Annotated in this window: 11 protein-coding genes and 1 pseudogene; all 12 read left to right on the forward strand. The window is 56.2% G+C overall.

Annotation, left to right across the window (positions count from 1 at the left end; all coding sequences use genetic code 11):
- The first annotated feature begins 622 nt into the window (after positions 1–622).
- On the forward strand, positions 623–1,150 hold the full coding sequence (rppH, locus tag PW844_RS28900; RefSeq protein WP_208716303.1) for an RNA pyrophosphohydrolase: 528 nt from the start codon (positions 623–625) through the stop codon (positions 1,148–1,150).
- A gap of 12 nt (positions 1,151–1,162) precedes the next feature.
- Positions 1,163–3,409: a phosphoenolpyruvate--protein phosphotransferase gene (gene ptsP, locus PW844_RS28905; RefSeq protein ID WP_299460192.1), complete on the forward strand. Its 2,247-nt coding sequence runs from the start codon at positions 1,163–1,165 to the stop codon at positions 3,407–3,409.
- A 111-nt stretch (positions 3,410–3,520) separates the two neighbouring features.
- Complete coding sequence (gene lgt / locus PW844_RS28910; protein WP_084876511.1) at positions 3,521–4,402, forward strand: prolipoprotein diacylglyceryl transferase; 882 nt, start codon at positions 3,521–3,523, stop codon at positions 4,400–4,402.
- A complete protein-coding gene (gene thyA / locus PW844_RS28915) occupies positions 4,399–5,193 on the forward strand; it encodes a thymidylate synthase (RefSeq protein WP_299460201.1) in 795 nt (264 codons plus the stop codon). The genes lgt and thyA overlap by 4 nt, the downstream gene beginning before the upstream one ends.
- 180 nt (positions 5,194–5,373) lie before the next feature.
- Positions 5,374–5,844 carry a prepilin-type N-terminal cleavage/methylation domain-containing protein gene (locus PW844_RS28920; RefSeq protein WP_299460204.1) on the forward strand — a complete coding sequence of 157 codons (471 nt, stop codon included), beginning with the start codon at positions 5,374–5,376 and terminating at the stop codon, positions 5,842–5,844.
- Complete coding sequence (locus PW844_RS28925; RefSeq protein WP_299460207.1) at positions 5,835–6,374, forward strand: prepilin peptidase-dependent protein; 540 nt, start codon at positions 5,835–5,837, stop codon at positions 6,372–6,374. The genes PW844_RS28920 and PW844_RS28925 overlap by 10 nt, the downstream gene beginning before the upstream one ends.
- Positions 6,371–6,880, forward strand: a complete 510-nt coding sequence (locus tag PW844_RS28930; protein ID WP_367187774.1) for a DUF2509 family protein — start codon at positions 6,371–6,373, stop codon at positions 6,878–6,880. The genes PW844_RS28925 and PW844_RS28930 overlap by 4 nt, the downstream gene beginning before the upstream one ends.
- On the forward strand, positions 6,807–7,070 hold the full coding sequence (locus PW844_RS28935; RefSeq protein WP_299460210.1) for a prepilin-type N-terminal cleavage/methylation domain-containing protein: 264 nt from the start codon (positions 6,807–6,809) through the stop codon (positions 7,068–7,070). Before PW844_RS28930 ends, PW844_RS28935 begins: the two co-directional genes overlap by 74 nt.
- Positions 7,071–7,152: 82 nt before the next feature.
- A pseudogene (recC, locus tag PW844_RS28940) lies at positions 7,153–10,534 on the forward strand (exodeoxyribonuclease V subunit gamma).
- A gap of 106 nt (positions 10,535–10,640) precedes the next feature.
- The gene (ptrA, locus tag PW844_RS28945) at positions 10,641–13,538 is read left to right on the forward strand and encodes a pitrilysin (RefSeq protein WP_299460213.1); all 2,898 of its coding nucleotides are present in this window, start codon (positions 10,641–10,643) and stop codon (positions 13,536–13,538) included.
- Positions 13,535–17,074: an exodeoxyribonuclease V subunit beta gene (gene recB, locus PW844_RS28950; RefSeq protein WP_299460216.1), complete on the forward strand. Its 3,540-nt coding sequence runs from the start codon at positions 13,535–13,537 to the stop codon at positions 17,072–17,074. Before ptrA ends, recB begins: the two co-directional genes overlap by 4 nt.
- On the forward strand, positions 17,071–18,900 hold the full coding sequence (gene recD / locus PW844_RS28955) for an exodeoxyribonuclease V subunit alpha (protein ID WP_299460220.1): 1,830 nt from the start codon (positions 17,071–17,073) through the stop codon (positions 18,898–18,900). The genes recB and recD overlap by 4 nt, the downstream gene beginning before the upstream one ends.
- Positions 18,901–18,937: the final 37 nt, after the last annotated feature.

Genomic DNA, 18,937 nt, shown 5'->3' on the forward strand with positions numbered 1-18,937 from the left:
CAGCCACTTATTTTGCTGATAATAGCATGATTCAGCGTGCTTTTTTATTTGCTGCTCATCCACGGCTGGCAAGGGCACGGCAGGTTATCCCGGTTTGTTATCGACAATAAACAGGATCTTAAACCCAGTTATCCACAGAAAGATGGGATAACCCCGGCTTTAACCAACCCCTGTTTCCATTTACAGCCTTGACTTTAGCGATTTGCTGGCTTTTTTTCCCATTTCTGACCAGGTTTAGGACATTCTCTGTGGATAAAAACAACGGAGGTCGATCTTTGACCAGTTTGCCAGCAGGCGGTTATGCGTCCCGGATATTTTTGCCTGTAAATCCCGGGAATTATCTTTTATCCATAAGAAAACATTGGATTTTATTATTGTCTGGTCCTGTTGTGATAAGACTTTTCCGAAGCGGTTATTCAATTAATTCCCGTGTTCTGCACAAAGCTATCCACAGAAAAGGTGAATAAAATCGCCATGAAATCGACACCCCTGTTCATAACCTGGCTAAACTCTGTGAGTTATCCTGTAATTATTCCGTCATCACCCCGGATATCCAGTGGTTTACCGCCTGTAAGGAGTGTGAAACAATCAAGCTATTCAAATTTAGCTTTGAGGTAGTCCAGTGATCGATGATGATGGCTACCGCCCGAATGTTGGTATCGTAATCTGTAACAGGCAAGGACAAGTGTTATGGGCCAGGCGCTTTGGACAGCACTCCTGGCAATTTCCCCAGGGAGGCATCAATCCCGGTGAAACCGCAGAACAGGCGATGTATCGCGAACTGTTTGAAGAAGTGGGTTTGCACCGTAAAGATGTTCGAATACTTGCTTCAACCCGTAACTGGTTACGTTACAAATTGCCAAAACGTTTGGTGCGTTGGGACACAAAGCCGGTGTGTATCGGCCAGAAACAAAAGTGGTTTCTTCTGCAGTTGATGAGTAGTGACGCGGATATCAATGTGCAACACAGCAGCACGCCAGAGTTTGACGGCTGGCGCTGGGTCAGCTTCTGGTATCCGGTGCGTCAGGTTGTCTCCTTCAAACGTGACGTCTACCGTCGCGTAATGAAGGAATTCGCTGGCGTGGTGATGACTATGCAGGAGAGTGCAGGGCCGCGCAATGCCGCAGCCCATCGACGTAAGAGAGGATAGGCCACGCCCTTTATGCTCACTCAGTTGCGCGAAATAGTAGAAAAAGTGGCGAGTGCGCCGCGTCTGAATGAAGCACTCGACCTTCTGGTAAACGAAATTTGCCTTGCGATGGAGACCGAGGTTTGCTCGGTCTACCTCGCTGATCACGATCGTCGCTGCTATTACCTGATGGCAACACGCGGGCTGAAAAAACCGCGTGGTCGCACGGTCACGCTGGCATTTGACGAGGGTATTGTGGGTCTGGTTGGCCGTCTGGCCGAGCCGATCAACCTCGCTGATGCGCAGAGCCACCCCAGCTTCAAATACATTCCTTCAGTGAAAGAGGAGCGCTATCGCTCCTTCCTCGGTGTGCCCATTATCAGCCGCCGCCAGCTGCTGGGCGTGCTGGTGGTGCAGCAGCGCGAGCATCGTCAGTTCGACGAAAGCGAAGAATCTTTTCTGGTGACGCTGGCAACCCAGATGGCGGCATTGTTGTCGCAATCGCAGCTGGGTCAGCTCTTTGGTCAATTCCGTCAGTCACGGGTAAAAGCTATTGCTGCCTCGCCTGGTGTGGCGGTAGCGCCGGGTTGGGTCGATGAGACACAGCCTCTGCTTGATCAGGTTTCCGCTGCTTCAACGCTGGATGTGCAGCGTGAACGCGACCGTCTGGCCGTCGCTATGAGCGAAGCCGCCAATGAATTCCGCCGCTTCAGTAAACGTTTCACCGCCAGCGTGCAAAAAGAGAGCGCAGCGATCTTCGATTTGTATTCGCACCTGCTGACTGACGCGCGCCTGAAAAAAGATCTGTTTGCCGAGATCGAACGCGGATCTGTCGCGGAATGGGCAGTCAAAACGGTGATCGAGAAGTTTGCCGCCCAGTTTGCCAGCTTGCAGGATCAATATCTGCGCGAGCGGGCCGGGGATCTGCGTGTGCTGGGCCAGCGTCTGCTGTTCCACCTTGATGATTCCCTGGTGGGCACCAATGCCTGGCCGGAACGTTTTGTACTGGTTGCTGATGAGCTCACCGCAACCACGCTAGCCGAACTGCCTCACGAGCGGCTGGCAGGCGTGGTAGTGCGCGACGGCGCGGCCAACTCCCATGCGGCGATCCTGACGCGTGCTATGGGTATCCCGACGGTGATGGGTGCAGATATCTTGCCTGCCCAGCTCAACAAACGCTTGCTGATTGTCGATGGTTATCGCGGCGAGTTGCTGATCGATCCTGAGCCGGTGCTGGTGCAGGAATATCAGAGGCTGATCAGCGAAGAAAACGCGCTGAGCAAAATGGCTGAAGATGTGGTTGAGCAGCCGGGCGAGCTGAAAAGCGGCGAACGCGTGCAGGTGATGCTCAATGCCGGTCTCAGCCCGGAGCATGAGCGCGCGCTCGACAGCTGGGTCGATGGTATTGGCCTGTACCGCACCGAAATTCCCTTTATGCTGCAAAACGGCTTCCCGTCGGAAGAGGAGCAAGTGGCGCAGTATCAGGGCATGTTGCAACTGTTCCACAACAAGCCGGTGACGCTGCGCACGCTGGATGTCGGCGCGGATAAGCAACTGCCGTATATGCCGATCAGTGAGGAGAATCCCTGCCTCGGCTGGCGCGGTATCCGCTTAACCCTCGACCAGCCGGAAATCTTTCTGGTGCAGGTGCGCGCTATGCTGCGCGCCAATGCGGCCTCGGGCAATCTCAGCATTTTGCTGCCGATGATCAGCCATATTGATGAGATCGAGGACGCGCGCCGTCTGATTGATCGTGCCGGGCGGGAGGTGGAAGAGATGCTTGGTTACATCATTCCGAAGCCGCGCATTGGCGTGATGATCGAAGTACCGTCGATGCTGTTTCTGATCCCGCATCTGGCGGATCGTGTCGATTTTGTCTCGGTTGGCACCAACGATCTGACCCAGTATCTGCTGGCGGTGGATCGCAACAATACCCGTGTGGCGAATCTTTACGATCCGCTGCATCCGGCGATGTTGCGCGCGTTGCAAACCATTGCGCAGGAAGCCCACAAGGCCAAGCTGGAACTGGGACTGTGTGGTGAAATGGCTGGCGATCCGATGTGTGTCGCGCTGTTGGTGGGGCTAGGCTATCGCCACCTCAGTATGAACGGTAAAAATATCCCGCGCGTGAAATATCTGCTGCGTCATCTCGACAAAGAAGAAACGCAGAAGCTGAGCGAGCAGGTCGTGGCGGCCCACACCGCTTCGGAAGTCCGCCATCAGGTATCCGCTTTTATGGAGCGACGCGGCTTGGGTGGATTGATTCGCGGTGGTCGCTAAGGTTTACATTTCTGCGGCATTTATGAAAACACCGCTGTGCTATTATGCGCAGCCTTTATTGCATTGCCCCTGGCCACACCGTTTTCAGGGCAGAAAATTCCATGGTGAAAGATGACTAACGGCTATATCGCTTTTCCCCAATTTGACCCGGTGATTTTCTCCGTCGGGCCGATTTCGCTCCACTGGTACGGTTTGATGTATCTGGTGGGCTTTATATTCGCTATGTGGCTGGCGGTGCGTCGTGCCAACAAGCCAGGCAGCGGCTGGAAAAAAGAGGAAGTGGAAAACCTGTTGTATGCGGGTTTCCTCGGCGTATTCCTCGGTGGCCGCATCGGTTATGTGTTGTTCTACAACCTGCCGTTGTTCCTTGAGAATCCGCTGTATCTGTTCAAAGTCTGGGATGGCGGGATGTCGTTCCACGGCGGTCTGATGGGCGTGATCGTGGTTATGCTGATCTTTGCCCGTCGTACCAAACGTACTTTCTTCCAGGTCTCTGATTTTATTGCACCGCTGATCCCATTTGGCCTCGGTGCGGGTCGTCTCGGTAACTTTATCAATGGTGAACTGTGGGGCCGTGTGGCACCTGATTTTAAATTCGCCATGCTGTTCCCGGGTTCGCGCAGCGAAGACGTGGCGCTGGCGGCCACTAACCCGCAGTATCAATCCCTGCTGAATACCTACGGTGTACTGCCGCGTCATCCGTCGCAGCTGTATGAACTGATGCTGGAAGGGGTGGTGCTGTTCATCATCCTCAACCTGTTTATCCGCAAGCCACGCCCGATGGGCAGCGTGTCGGGACTGTTCCTGATTGGCTACGGCGCATTCCGTATTATTGTTGAATTCTTCCGTCAGCCGGACGCACAGCTGGGTCTGTTCGACGGCGGTATCAGTATGGGGCAGATTCTCTCGACTCCAATGATTCTGGCTGGCGTGATTATGATGATTTGGGCGTATCGTCGTCACCCACAGCAACAACCGCGAGAGGTAAAATGAAACAGTATCTGGATCTGATGCAACATGTGCTGAATGAAGGCGCAGAAAAGGCCGACCGTACCGGCACTGGCACGCTCTCCATTTTTGGCCACCAGATGCGTTTCAATTTGCAGGATGGTTTTCCGCTGGTGACCACCAAGAAATGCCACCTGCGCTCCATCATCCATGAATTGTTGTGGTTCCTGAAAGGTGAAACCAACATTGGTTACCTGAAAGACAATAACGTCACCATCTGGGATGAATGGGCGGATGAAAACGGTGATCTTGGCCCGGTCTACGGCAAACAATGGCGTAGCTGGGGCTGCGCCAGCGGTGAAGAGATTGACCAGATTTCCCGCGTGATTGAGCAACTGAAACGCGACCCGGATTCGCGCCGCATCATCGTTTCGGCGTGGAATGTGGGTGAACTGGATAAGATGGCGCTGGCTCCGTGCCACGCGTTCTTCCAGTTCTACGTGGCGAATGGCAAGCTTTCATGCCAGCTGTATCAGCGCTCATGCGACATCTTCCTGGGTCTGCCATTCAACATCGCCAGCTATGCGTTGCTGGTGCATATGGTGGCGCAGCAGTGTGACCTTGAGGTGGGCGATTTTGTCTGGACCGGTGGCGATACCCATCTGTACAGCAACCACCTGGAACAGGCGCGCCTGCAACTGACCCGCGAACCGCGTCCGCTGCCGAAGCTGGTTATCAAGCGTAAGCCAGCCTCGATCTTTGATTATCAGTTCGAAGATTTCGAGATTGAAGGTTACGATCCGCATCCGGCGATCAAAGCGCCAGTCGCGATTTAAACCTGAGAATATTTGCCAAAAGCCCTGCCTGAGTGCAGGGCTTTTTTGTTTCATCCTCTGGAATACGCCTCGCAAAATCCTGTATTTCTCTGCCATCTCCCTCTCTTTTCCTGCGCCCGCTTTTCCAGAATGCTGCTTTCCTGCTTGAGCCGTTAAGGCCTTCAGCGCAGCCTGATGGCCATGAACAGAAACGATGAAAACGGTTTTACCCTGCCGGAGTTATTACTGGTGATGGTGATCGCCGGCGTGCTTAGCCTCGGTACTTTACAGGGCTGGCAACGCTGGCAGCAGCATCAGCAGTTACGGGAAAGCGTACTGCAACTCCAGGGCTTTTTGCTGCGGCTGCGTGCCTATGCCAGCTGGCATAACACGGATGCCAGCCTGTGGCTGCAATCCGGTGATCCTGGTTGTATCGGCAGCGGAACGCATCCGGTGGACGGATGCCTGTCAGCATCACGCTGGATCTTTACACCACCACATACGGGCGTGCGTCTCGTCAGTATCACCGGCGAACCAGGGTTTTATGGTCGTCGCGATGTGGCACGGGCAGGCAGTATTGATATTGAAAGCAGCGCCGGGCGCTGGCGGGTGATTATCTCAGCCCGCGCGCGCATTCGTGCCTGTCCGGCGGGAGAGAAGGGATGCGAATAAGGCAGGCGGGGTTCAGCCTGCTGGAAATGCTGATTGCGATGGCGGTTGGGGCGGTACTGATGCTCAGCGTGGGACGGTTTTTGCCGCTGCTGCTGGCGGAAAATCTGGGTTTACAGCAGCGAGTCCAGTTGCAGCAGGAGCTACAGCAAATCACGCAAACGCTGCAAAAGGCGCTGCGCCGCGCGGGTTACTGCAACGGCGAGTGCAGCGGTCCGGCGCTCACGTTAAGTGAAAACGGCAGCTGTATCCTGCTGCGCTGGGATGAAAACAGTAATGGTCGCTGGGAAGGTGTCGGCCATAGCGATAGCGATTTCTATGGCTATCGCTTACGCAGCGGCCAGGTCGAGATGCAGCGTGGTGTCGATGAATGCAACAGCGCGGGCTGGGAACGTTTAACCGATCCTGAATTTCTGACCGTTACCCACTTCAGAGTCGAGCGCCAGGCAGAGCGTCTGATCGTACAACTGACGGGCAAAGCGGGTAAGCAATCGGTGGCACTGGAGAGCTGGGTGATGGGAGAAAACCTGTGAAACAGGCGGGTAATAGCACTCTGGGTATGGTGCTGATGGTGCTATTGATGGGCGGGCTAACCTTACATGCCACCCGTACCCGACTGGCGCAGGATATGGTTCTGGTCGCTGATGAACAGCAGCATCACCAGGATTTCTGGCGGGCTGCCGGGGCGTTGCAATGGGGCAAAGTACAGCATTGGCCGCAGACGCCGGGCTGGCAATGCCAGTGGTGGGTGACGGAGCAGTGGCGCAGCTGTCTGCTACGCATGGAGGACGACCGTGGGTTATTACAGGGAAGTGGTACCGGGCGCGAGCTGGCGCTCTGGCATTGGGTCTCGTTACAGGGAAATCAAATCAGGTTCCGGGCGCATGGCTGGATTGATTACTGCCCGCTGGCGGACGCCGCGTTGTGTCAGGCAGCAGCAAGGATTCAGCCTGGCGGAAACTCTGGTGGCGATGCTGCTGCTGGCGATGAGCATCAGCGCGCTGCTGCATTATCATCGGGCGCTGGCGCTGGGTTTTAGCCAGCAATGGCAGCAGCGTCAGGTATGGCAGGTTGCAGGTCAGGCGTTGCTTGGTCGCGAAGTTGCAGGCTGGCGAATTCAGCGCCAGCAGCAACCTCAGCCAGGCAGCTGCATACTGGAACGGGTGACGGTTAGCAGCCCGCAACAGCGCGAGGCTTCACTGGTGCGGCTGAATTGTCCTTTTCCCTGATTGCGTCCTTGCGGTAGGCATCCCAGGCGATACAGGGTAGAGTGACCAGGCTGCGCAGTTTTACTTTTCTATGGGAGACTTCATGTTCCGGGTTTACCACTCCAATCAGCTTGACCTGCTTAAAAATCTGGCTGGAATTCTGATTGAAAACCAACCGCTTACCGATCCACTTGCTGCTGAGCAGGTGCTGGTACAAAGCCCCGGTATGGCGCAATGGTTACAGATGGAACTGGCGCACAGTTTTGGCATTGCGGCGAACATTGATTTCCCGCTGCCCGCGACCTTTATCTGGAACATGTTTGTACAGGTGCTGCCGGATATTCCAAAGGAAAGCGCCTTTACCAAAGCCAGCATGAGCTGGAAATTGATGCATCGTCTGCCCACGTTGCTGGAGCAGGACGCCTTTCAGTCGCTGCGTCACTACCTGCATGACGATGCGGATAAGCGCAAGTTGTATCAACTCAGTGCCCGTGTCGCCGACCTGTTTGACCAGTATCTGGTGTATCGCGCTGACTGGCTTAACAGCTGGGAACGTGGTGAGTTGATCGAAGGCTTAGGGGAGTCGCAGCAGTGGCAGGCGGCGTTATGGTGTGATCTGGTCAGTTTTACTGCCAGCCTCGGCCAGCCATTGTGGCATCGTGCCAATTTATATGCCCGCTTTATCCAGACGCTGGAGCAGGCCAGCAGCCCACCGCCAGGTCTACCGCAACGGGTGTTTATCTGCGGCATCTCTGCGCTCCCGCCCGTGTATTTACAGGCCCTGGAAGCGCTGGGTCGCCATATCGATATTCATCTGTTGTTCACCAATCCCTGCCGTGATTACTGGGGGGACATTCAGGATTATGCGTTTTTGGCTAAACTCCAGAGCCGCAAGCGTCGCCGTATTCATTCCGATGAACAGCAACCCCTGTTTCGTGATCCTGCGGCAGCGTCCGCGCTGTTTAATGAATCTGGTGAGCAACAGTTAACCAATCCGCTGCTGGCTTCGTGGGGCAAGCTGGGGCGCGATAACCTGTTTCTGCTCAGCCAGATGGAATCTGCCGCTAACGATATTGATGCCTTTGTCGATATCCCTCCCGATAATCTGCTACATGCGTTGCAGGCTGATTTACTCAACCTGGAAGATAATGCGGTGATTGGTGTGAGTGCCGGAGAGCTGGCAGGTAGCCAGGGCAAACGCCTGCTGGATCCACAGGATCGCTCGCTGACGATTCAGGTTTGCCACAGCGCGCAGCGCGAAGTCGAAGTGCTACAGGATCATTTATTAGCCCTGATGGAGGCCGATCCGCAACTGAAACCGCGCGATATCATCGTGATGGTGGCAGATATCGACAGTTACGCGCCTTTTATCCAGGCGGCGTTCGCCAGCGCCCCCTCATCCCGCTATCTGCCGTTTGCCATCTCTGACCGCAGGGCCAGTCAGGCACACCCGGCAATTCTGGCGTTGTTGAGTTTGTTGTCGTTACCGGAAAGCCGTTTTGCTTCGGAAGAGGTGCTGGCGTTGCTGGAAGTCCCGGCGCTGGCGCAGCGCTGCTCAGTAGATGAAAGCGGCTTACGCCTGCTGCGTCGCTGGGTGATGGAGTCCGGGATTCGCTGGGGGCTGGATGATGCCAGCGTCGAGGCACTGGCACTGCCGGTCACCGGCCAGCACACCTGGCATTTTGGTTTGCAACGCATGCTTCTGGGTTACGCACTGGAAAGCCGTAACGGTGACTGGCAGGGGATTCTGCCTTATGACGAATCCACCGGATTGATTGCCGAGCTGGCGGGCCATCTGGCGGAGTTGCTTTCACGGCTGGAGGCCTGGCGCGCACGGCTGGCACAGGAACGACCCCTTAACGACTGGCTGCCGCTATGCCGTGAATTAATGGATAGCTTCTTTAGTGGCGATAGCGAAAGTGAAGCGGCGTTGATGCTGGTGGAAAACCAGTGGAAGCAGATTATTGAGCAAGGCATGCAGGCGGCGTATGCCCAGCCGATTCCGGTCACGTTACTGCGCGATGAACTGCGTTCACGTCTCGACCAGCAACGTATCAGCCAGCGTTTTCTTGCCGGGCCGGTTAATTTCTGTACGCTGATGCCCATGCGTTCAATACCCTTCAAAGTGGTATGCCTGCTGGGCATGAACGACGGTGTCTATCCGCGCACGCTGGCACCACTGGGCTTTGACCTGATGCAGCAACAAATGCGCAAAGGAGATCGCAGCCGACGAGACGATGACCGCTATCTGTTCCTCGAAGCGCTGATTTCGGCCCAGGAACAGTTGTATATCAGCTATATCGGGCGTGCCATTCAGGACAATACCGAGCGTTATCCATCGGTGCTGGTGACGGAACTGGTTGATTATCTTGGCCAGAGTTTCTGTCTGCCGGGGGATGAAGGGTCTGAACCGGATATCAGCGAGCAGCGGGTACGTGGACATTTACAAACGCTTGCATAGCCGGATGCCGTTTGCCGCAGAAAATTTCCAGCCGGGCAGCTATGGGCAAAGTTTTGCCGCAGAGTGGTTGCCTGCTGCTGCCGGGCGGGGAGAGGCACAACCGGACTTCGTCCAGCCGCTGGCTGCGATGCCGTTGACCACAGTGTCGCTGGAACAATTGCTGCGTTTCTGGCGTCATCCGGTACGCGCCTGGTTTCAACAGCGTCTGGGCGTGGCTTTCTGGATGGAAGAGAGTGAATTGCCTGACAGCGAACCATTCTCTCCCGACAGCCTTGAACGCTATCAGATCAACGCGCAGTTACTGAATACCCTGGTGGCAGGTGAGGATCCGGCGCAGCTGTATGCCCGCCATCGCGCAGCAGGAAATCTTCCTTATGGCGCATTTGGGGAACTTTTCTGGCAAAGCCAGACCGAAGAGATGCAGGAAGTTGCGGCTGAAGTCAGTGGACAGCGCCAGGCAGCGGAAAGCTGGGAGGTGGATCTGCCGTTGGGCGATGTGCAGTTGACCGGCTGGCTAACTCAGGTGCAAGCTGATGGACTGCTGCGCTGGCGTCCCGGTGTGCTCAATATGAATGATGGCTTACTGCTGTGGCTGGAGCATCTGGTTTATTGTGCCCTGGGTGGCAGCGGTGAAAGCCGTATGTATGGTCGTAAACAAAGTCGCTGGCGTTTTAGCGCGATTGGCAAAGAGCAGGCGCTGAGCCTGTTGCAGGAGTATATGGCCGGGTATCGGGCCGGATTGGCACAGCCGCTTATGCTGCTGAACAAATCTGGTGGAGCCTGGCTGGAAGCGAGTTTTGATGCGAAAACCCGTCAGCTATTGGATGACGAGGTTACGCAGAAAAAAGCACGCGGCCGGCTGATACAGGCCTGGCAGGGTGGTTTTCAGCTGGAAGGTGAGGGCAGTGATCCTTACCTGCAGCGCCTGAGTCGTGTGCTTGATGACACGGCACTTCAGGCAATCACTGATGCTGCCCGGCGCTGGTATTTGCCGGTGCGTCTCGCGCATCACGATGATGAATAGCAATTGGGTGACGATGCTACAGGATGTCGTCCTCACCATAATAAAAAGTCATTTTTTTGACCGCCGGGTGCACAGCCAGCGGTAAAGGGTAACGTAAGGGGTTTAAATGCGGATTTACGCACGCTGGATAGCGGCGCTGCTGCTGAGCGTCACGGCTTTGACTGCCGTGGCTGACGAGCAGCGCGGCTGGCAGCCAGTCAATGAAACCATTCGTAAAAGCGATCACGATCCACGCGCCTATCAGGCGATAACGCTGACAAACGGTATGACCGTCCTGCTGGTCTCCGATCCCGCCGCGCCTAAGTCACTGGCAGCACTGACATTGCCGATTGGATCGCTGGACGATCCTGGTCAGCAGTTGGGCCTGGCGCACTATCTCGAACATATGGTGCTGATGGGATCGAAACTTTATCCCCAGCCGGATAATCTCGCAGAATTCCTGAAAAAACACGGTGGCAGCCATAACGCCAGTACCGCGTCCTATCGCACGGCGTTCTATCTCGAAGTGGAGAACGATGCGTTGCAACCGGCGGTGGATCGTCTGGCGGATGCCATTGCCGAGCCGTTACTCGATCCGGTCAATGCCGATCGTGAGCGCCACGCGGTCAATGCCGAGCTGACGATGGCTCGCTCGCGCGATGGCCTGCGTATGGCTCAGGTGGGCGCAGAAACCCTCAACCCGGCACATCCCGGTGCGCGTTTTTCCGGCGGAAATCTTGATACGCTGAAGGACAAACCTGGCAGCCAGCTGCATCAGGCGTTGCTTGATTTCTACCATAGCCACTACTCGGCCAACCTGATGAAAGCGGTGATTTACAGCAACAAACCGCTGCCGGAGATGGCGGATATCGCCGCAAAAACCTTTGGTCGCGTAGCGAATCACCAGGCCAGCGTGCCGGATATCAGTGTACCGGTGGTGACCGATGCGCAGAAAGGTATCATCATTCACTACGTGCCCGCCCAGCCGCGGAAGCAGCTGAAAGTAGAGTTCCGGATTGCTAATAACAGTGACCGTTTCCGCAGTAAGACCGACACGCTGATAAGCTACGTGCTGGGGAATCGCAGCAAAAACACCCTGAATGACTGGCTGCAACGGCAAGGGCTGGCGGACGGTGTCAATGCCGGTGCTGACCCGATGACCGAACGCACCAGCGGCGTGTTTGCCATTACCGTCTCGCTGACCGACAAAGGTCTGGCACAGCGTGATGAGGTGGTGGCAGCAATATTTAGCTATCTCGATATGCTGCGTAGCAAAGGCATCGATAAAGGCTATTTTGATGAAGTTTCCCATGTGCTGGCGCTGGATTTCCGTTATCCCTCCATCACCCGCGACATGGATTACATCGAATGGCTGGTTGATACCATGCTACGGGTGCCGATTGAGCATGCGCTGGATGCCCCGTATCTGGCCGATGACTATGATCCGGCCGCCATCAAGGCGCGTCTGGCGGAGATGACGCTGCAGAATGCCCGTATCTGGTATATCAGCCCGCAGGAGCCGCATAACAAAGAAGCCTACTTTGTTAATGCGCCTTACCAGGTCGATAAAATCAGCGATGCGCAGTTCAGTGACTGGAAGCAGCGCGCCAGTGCGATTCAGCTGTCATTACCCACCCTGAACCCTTATATCCCATCGGACTTCTCTATCATGCCGTCCGATGGCAAAACCTACACCCATCCCGTTGCGCTAACCACTGGCGACAGCATGCGTATTTTCTGGATGCCAAGTCAGTACTACGCCAGTGAACCCAAAGCGGCGATCACCCTGGCGTTGCGAAATAAAGCGGCGATCAGTGATGCACAGCATCAGGTGTTATTTGGCCTGAATGATTATCTCTCCAGCCTGGCGCTGGATCAGCTGAACTCGCAGGCATCAGTCGGGGGGATCAGCTTCTCTACCGGTGAAAACGATGGTCTGGAGTTTAACGCCAGCGGTTTCACCCAGCGTCTGCCAGAGTTGCTGAAAAAGCTGGTGGAAGGTTACGCCACCTTCACGCCAACCCAGCAGCAACTGGAACAGGCGAAGTCCTGGTATCTTGACCAACTGGAATCGGCTGATAAAGGCAAAGCGTTTGAGCTGGCGATTCAGCCGATGCAGATGCTGTCGCAGCTTCCTTATACCCAGCGTGAGGAGCGTCGTAAGCTGGTGAAAGATATCACTCTGCAGCAGGTAACCGACTATCGGGATGCGCTGATTCACCACGCCACGCCAGAAATGATCGTGGTCGGGAATCTCTCTGCTGATCGGGTCAAACAGCTGGGCGAAGATCTGAAGCAGCAGTTGCAGAGTGACGGTCATTCCTACTGGCACAGCAACTATGTGGCGATTGATAAGCCGGTCAAAGCCAACCTGCAAAAAGCGGGCAGCAGCACCGATTCGGCACTGGCTGCGCTCTATGTGCCGCTTGGTTACAGCGAATACCAGAGCATGGCGAGCAGCTCCATGCTCAGCCAGATTGTGCAACCGTGGTTCTATAACCAGCTGCGCACGGTGGAGCAGCTGGGTTATGCGGTGTTTGCCTTCCAGATGCCGGTGGGACGTCAGTGGGGCATCGGTTTCCTGCTGCAAAGCAACAGCAAGCAACCGGCTTACCTGTTGCAGCGCTTCCAGGCCTTCTATCCACAGGCCGAACAACGCCTGCGTGATATGAAACCGGAAGAGTTTGCCCAGTATCAACAGGCAATGATCAACGATCTGCAACAGCGTCCGCAGACGCTGGATGAAGAGGCCAATCGCTACAACCGTGATTTCAATCGACAGAACTTTGCCTTTGATACCCGTGAAAACGTGATTGAACAGATCAAACAGCTGACTCCTTCCGGCCTGGCTGATTTCTTCCATCAGGGAGTGCTGGCACAACAGGGCATGGCGATGATTTCACAGATTGGCGGCAGCCATGATGGCACGGTGAAAGACGATTATGCCCAGTTGCCTGACTGGACCACCTGGCAGGAAGTTTCGCAGTTGCAGCAGTCGCTGCCAGTGAAGAGTGATGACAAATGAGTTTACTGCCTGAATCGCTCAATCCGCTGACGCTGCCATTGCGTGGCGAGCGGCTGATTGAAGCCTCAGCAGGGACCGGAAAAACCTTTACCATCGGCCTGCTTTATCTGCGCTTGCTGCTTGGGTTAGGGGGAGAGCGGGCTTATACCCGTCCGCTCTCGGTTGAAGAGATTCTTGTGGTGACCTTCACCGAAGCGGCTACTGCCGAGCTGCGTGGTCGTATCCGGGCGAATATCCACGAATTGCGGCTGGCCTGCATTCGCGGGCACAGCAACAACCCGATGCTGGCGCAATTGCTACAGGAAATGCCACAACCGGCCGAGGCGGCTTCTCTGCTGCTGGCGGCAGAGCGGCAGATGGACGAAGCGGCGATTTTCACCATTCACGGCTTTTGCCAGCGCATGCTCAACCTTAATGCGTTTGAATCCGGCATGTTGTTTGAACAGCAGCTGATCGAGGATGAACAGCTGTTGCTGAAACAGGCAACGGCAGATTTCTGGCGACGCCACTGCTATCCGCTGACGCTGGATGTGGCGCGAGCCATCGTGGCGGAATGGAGCGGCCCGGAGCAGCTGCTGACAACCTTACGCCCTTGGCTACAGGGCGAGACCCCAACATTGCAGTCTCCCCCGGCACCTGACGAAACGCTGTCGGCACGCCATGCGCAAAACCTGGCGCGTATTTCTGACATCAAAGCGTGCTGGGCGGCAGTGGGTGAAGAAGTCATTAACCTGATTGGCGAGTCCGGGGTCGATAAGCGCAGCTACAGCAGCAAAAATCTGCCGCTTTGGGTCAGCAAAGTTTCGCTGTGGGCGCAAAGCGATACCCATGATTATCAGGTGCCAGCGGAACTGGCGCGTTTTGGTCAGCAGGTGTTGCTTGAGAAGACCAAAAAAGGTGACGCTCCCCAGCATGCATTATTTGTCGCGATTGACCAGTTTCTGGCGCAGCCGATTTCTCTGCGCGATCTGGTGATTGCCAGGGCGCTGACTGAAGTGCGCAGCGCGGTGCGGAAAGAAAAACGGCTGCACGCGCTGCTGGGTTTTGATGACCTGCTGAGCCGACTGGATGAAGCCCTGCAACAGCCCGCGGGCCCGCAGCTGGCACAGGCGATTCGTCAGCGCTTTCCGGTGGCGCTGATTGATGAGTTTCAGGACACCGATCCACTGCAATATCGTATTTTCAGCACGCTCTACGTTAACCAGCCAGAGCATGCATTGTTGCTGATTGGCGATCCCAAACAGGCGATTTACGCGTTCCGTGGCGCGGATATTTTTACCTATATACGTGCCCGTAATGATGTGAGTGCCCACTATACCCTCGATACCAACTGGCGCTCATCACCGCCAATGGTCGAAAGCGTAAACCGGCTTTTTAGCCGCCTCGATGCGCCCTTTTTATTTGCCGATATTCCGTTTTTGCCGGTGCACTTTGCTAAACCAAATCAGGCATTGACGCTGAATCTCGATCAGCAACCGCAGGCCGCATTACGCTTCTGGCTGCAACCCGGTGAGGGGTGCAGCGTGGGTGATTACCAGCAACTGATGGCGCAGCAGTGTGCGGCGGATATCAGCCGCTGGTTGCAGGCGGGTCATGAACAGCGTGCGTTGCTGGGGAAAGCCCCGGCATTGCGCCCGGTACAGGCTTCGGACCTCACCGTGCTGGTGCGCAGCCGTAACGAGGCGAACCTGATTCGCGAAGCGCTGAACCAACTGGCGATTCCATCGGTGTACCTGTCGAATCGCGACAGCGTCTATACCACCCCGGAAGCGCGCGAGTTGCTGTGGTTGTTGCAGGCGGTGCTGGCACCGGAGCAGGAGCGGATGCTGCGTACTGCGCTGGCAACGTCACTGTTTGCTTTTGATGCGGCGCAACTGGATGCACTCGATCAGGATGCGCGCGGTTGGGATCAACTGGTTGACACTTTTGCACGCTGGCAACTGCTGTGGCAGCAACGTGGTGTGCTGCCGATGCTGCGCGAAATGATGCAGGAGCGGCAGCTGGCGGAAAATCTGCTGGCTTCGGAAAACGGTGAGCGCCGTCTGACCGATTTGTTGCATCTGGGCGAGTTGTTGCAGGAGGCTGCATCCCAGCTCGACAGCCCACATGCGCTGGTACGCCATCTGGCGCAGCAGATTGCCCGTCCTGATAGCCAGGCGGCCAGCCAGCAGCTGCGTCTGGAAAGCGATCGTCATCTGGTGCAGATTGTCACTATCCATAAATCGAAAGGCTTACAGTATCCGCTGGTATGGCTGCCTTTTGCCGCCGGTTTCCGTGAGGCCGATACCGCGTTGTATCACGACCGGGAAAGCTTTGGTGCGGTGCTGGATTTACAAAACGATGAGGCTAGCCTGGAGTTAGCCGAGCAGGAGCGTCTGGCGGAAGATTTGCGTCTGTTGTATGTGGCGCTGACGCGTTCGGTTTATCACTGTAGCGTTGGCGTGGCGCCGCTGTTTCGCGGCACGCGTAAGAAAGAGGGCGCAAGCGATCTGCATAAAAGTGCGCTTGGTTTTCTGCTGCAACGCGGTGAGGCCGCGACGGCGGAGCAACTGGCTGCACTGTTGGCAGAAATGAATGATGCAGCAACTGAGGTGGTGTCTGCCGGTGATGCTGATGCGACGCGCTGGCAATCTCAGGCCGTCAGTGAGACGACGTTAAATGCGCGTGAAGTGACACGTGCGCTGGCCGATCCCTGGCGCGTGACCAGCTACTCCGGTTTACAACAGCACGGCAGCAGCCGTTTGCTGGAAGTGATGCCGGGGTTTGATGTGGACGCGGCAGCAGACGAACCGGGCGAGCCACAACCTTCCGCTCTAACGCCACACCATTTCCCACGCGGCGCGGCGCCTGGTACTTTCCTGCATGAACTGTTTGAGTCGCTGGATTTTACCCAGCCACCCAGCGAAGAACTGCTGTTGCAGCATCTGCAACAGAAGGGTTATCCGCCGCACTGGCAGCCGATGCTCAGTGACTGGATTGCCAGGGTTGTGAGTACGCCGCTTAATGCTGAGGGGATTCATCTGGCGGGTATTCAGCCACAACATCGCCTGGTCGAGATGGCGTTTTATCTGCCGATTAATGGCCTGCTGCGCGCTGAAGAAATGGATGCACTGGTGCGCAGCCATGATGGGTTATCGCAGCATGCCCCGGTCCTCGATTTTCGTCAGGTGCAAGGCATGCTGAAGGGCTTTATCGATTTGGTGTTCCGTTGGCAGGGTAAATATTATCTGCTGGATTACAAATCCAACTGGCTGGGTGATAGCCATACCGCCTATACGCCGCAGGCGATGGCTCAGGCGATGATCGACCACCGCTACGATTTACAGTACCAGTTGTATAGCCTTGCGCTGCACCGTTATCTGCGCCATCGGCTGACTGATTACGATTATGAGCAGCATTTTGGTGGGGTGTTCTATCTGTTTTTACGTGGTATGGATGGCAGCTCGCCTGACAATGGTGTGTTTCACACCAAGCCATCCGGCGAGTTTATTGCACAACTGGATAGCCTGTTTCGCGGGCAGGGAGTGACATCATGAGTAGCATGACCGCATTGCTGACTCAGGCGATGGAACTGCGTTTACTGCGTCCGCTTGATATCCAGTTTGCTTGTCTGGTGGCTGATGATAGCCAGCCTGCGCGTCTGCTGGCCGCGGCATGTCTCAGTGCCGAAGCGGGAGAAGGGCACGTTTGTCTGCCGCTGACGCAACTGACGCGTGATGAATTATTTAATGGTCGCCATCCTGAGCTGGCGCAGGCCATCTGGCAGGCGGCCGCTGAGCCGCAGGACTGGCTGGCGGTATTTCAGGGCTGGTCCGCACTAAGCGATAGCGCGCAAGCCACCCCTGTCGTGCTGGCGCAGCAGCGGCTTTATCTGCATCGGCTGTGGCAAAACGAAGGCCAGGTGGCACGCTTTTTTCGTGCTGATGCCGCGCCACAGCAATTTGCCCCCGAGGCGATACGCCAGGTGCTGGACCAGCTGTTTGGCGTACAGCCAGATGACTGGCAAAAGATTGCCGCTGCGGTGGCGCTGACACAAAAAACTGCGGTGATTTCCGGCGGTCCCGGCACCGGCAAAACCACGACTGTTGCGAAACTGCTGGCTGCGCTGATTCGTCTGAGTGACGGTTCGCTACGTATTCAGCTGGCCGCGCCGACCGGGAAAGCGGCCGCGCGCCTGACGGAGTCATTGGGCAAAGCGCTGCGACAGCTCCCGGTTAGCGATACGGAGCGGCAAGCTTTTCCGGCTGAAGCCACCACCCTGCATCGCCTGCTGGGTGCCCAGCCGGAGACGCAGCGCCTGCGCTATCACGCGGGTAACCCGTTGCATCTGGATGTGCTGGTGGTGGATGAAGCCTCAATGGTCGATCTCGGCATGATGGCGAATCTGATCGCTGCCTTGCCGCCGCAGGCGCGGGTGATCTTTCTCGGCGATCGCGATCAGCTGGCATCGGTCGAAGCGGGAGCGGTGCTGGGGGATATCTGTCGCTGTGCCGAAGCCGGTTATAGCCCGGAACGGGCAACTCAGCTTAGCCTGCTCACCGGCTGCGAAGTGCCGGGCAGGGAAGACGCGGAAGCGCCGCTGGTGCGGGACGCCATCTGTCTGCTGCGCAAAAGCTATCGCTTTGATGCTCAATCAGGCATTGGCAAGCTGGCGGCAGCGGTGAACGAGGGTGATGTGGCGGACGTTGAGCGCGTGTTTGGCGCAGGTTTTAGCGATATTACCCGCCAGCCGCTTAGCGACACGCAGGCCTATCAGGCAATGCTGGCGCAGGTAGCGGAGGGCTATCGGCCTTATCTGCAGCTGGTGGCCGGGCGGGCTGATCCCGTCGATATTATCCATGCTTTTGGCCGCTATCAGCTGCTCTGCGCATTACGTGAAGGGCCGTTTGGTGTGCAGGGACTTAATCAGCGCATTGAACAAAAACTGATTCAGTTGCAGTTGATCCGTCGTCCGACGGGCGGCAGCCGTTGGTATCAGGGACGACCGGTGATGGTGACGCGCAACGACAGCGCGCTGGGTTTGTTTAATGGCGACATCGGTATCACGTTACCCGACGAGGAAGAGGTACTGAAGGTGTTCTTTCCGTTACCGGATGGCACTATCAAAGCGGTGCAACCCAGTCGCTTGCCGGCACATGATACCGCCTGGGCGATGACGGTGCATAAATCACAGGGTTCGGAATTTGATCACACCGCGCTGGTGATGCCTGCGCAATTTTTACCGGTGTTGACGCGTGAACTGATTTATACCGCCATTACCCGCGCCCGGCAGCAGCTGACGTTATACAGCGATGATAGCGTGTTCCGGCGTGCAGTGCAGTTGCGCACCCAGCGCCGCAGCGGATTGCTGGAGAGGTTGTAGCGGCGCGATAAATCGCGCCGCTACGATAGGGGCGGTT

This window comes from Pantoea sp. (genome assembly GCF_028283705.1).
Lineage (GTDB): Bacteria > Pseudomonadota > Gammaproteobacteria > Enterobacterales > Enterobacteriaceae > Pantoea.

Bases quoted from the DNA above. Each gene is read 5' to 3' on its own strand.
- ptsP (WP_299460192.1), top strand. From the start codon at position 1,163: ATGCTCACTCAGTTGCGCGAAATAGTAGAAAAAGTGGCGAGTGCGCCG.
- lgt (WP_084876511.1), top strand. From the start codon at position 3,521: ATGACTAACGGCTATATCGCTTTTCCCCAATTTGACCCGGTGATTTTC.
- thyA (WP_299460201.1), top strand. From the start codon at position 4,399: ATGAAACAGTATCTGGATCTGATGCAACATGTGCTGAATGAAGGCGCA.
- PW844_RS28920 (WP_299460204.1), top strand. From the start codon at position 5,374: ATGAACAGAAACGATGAAAACGGTTTTACCCTGCCGGAGTTATTACTG.
- PW844_RS28925 (WP_299460207.1), top strand. From the start codon at position 5,835: ATGCGAATAAGGCAGGCGGGGTTCAGCCTGCTGGAAATGCTGATTGCG.
- ptrA (WP_299460213.1), top strand. From the start codon at position 10,641: ATGCGGATTTACGCACGCTGGATAGCGGCGCTGCTGCTGAGCGTCACG.
- recB (WP_299460216.1), top strand. From the start codon at position 13,535: ATGAGTTTACTGCCTGAATCGCTCAATCCGCTGACGCTGCCATTGCGT.
- recD (WP_299460220.1), top strand. From the start codon at position 17,071: ATGAGTAGCATGACCGCATTGCTGACTCAGGCGATGGAACTGCGTTTA.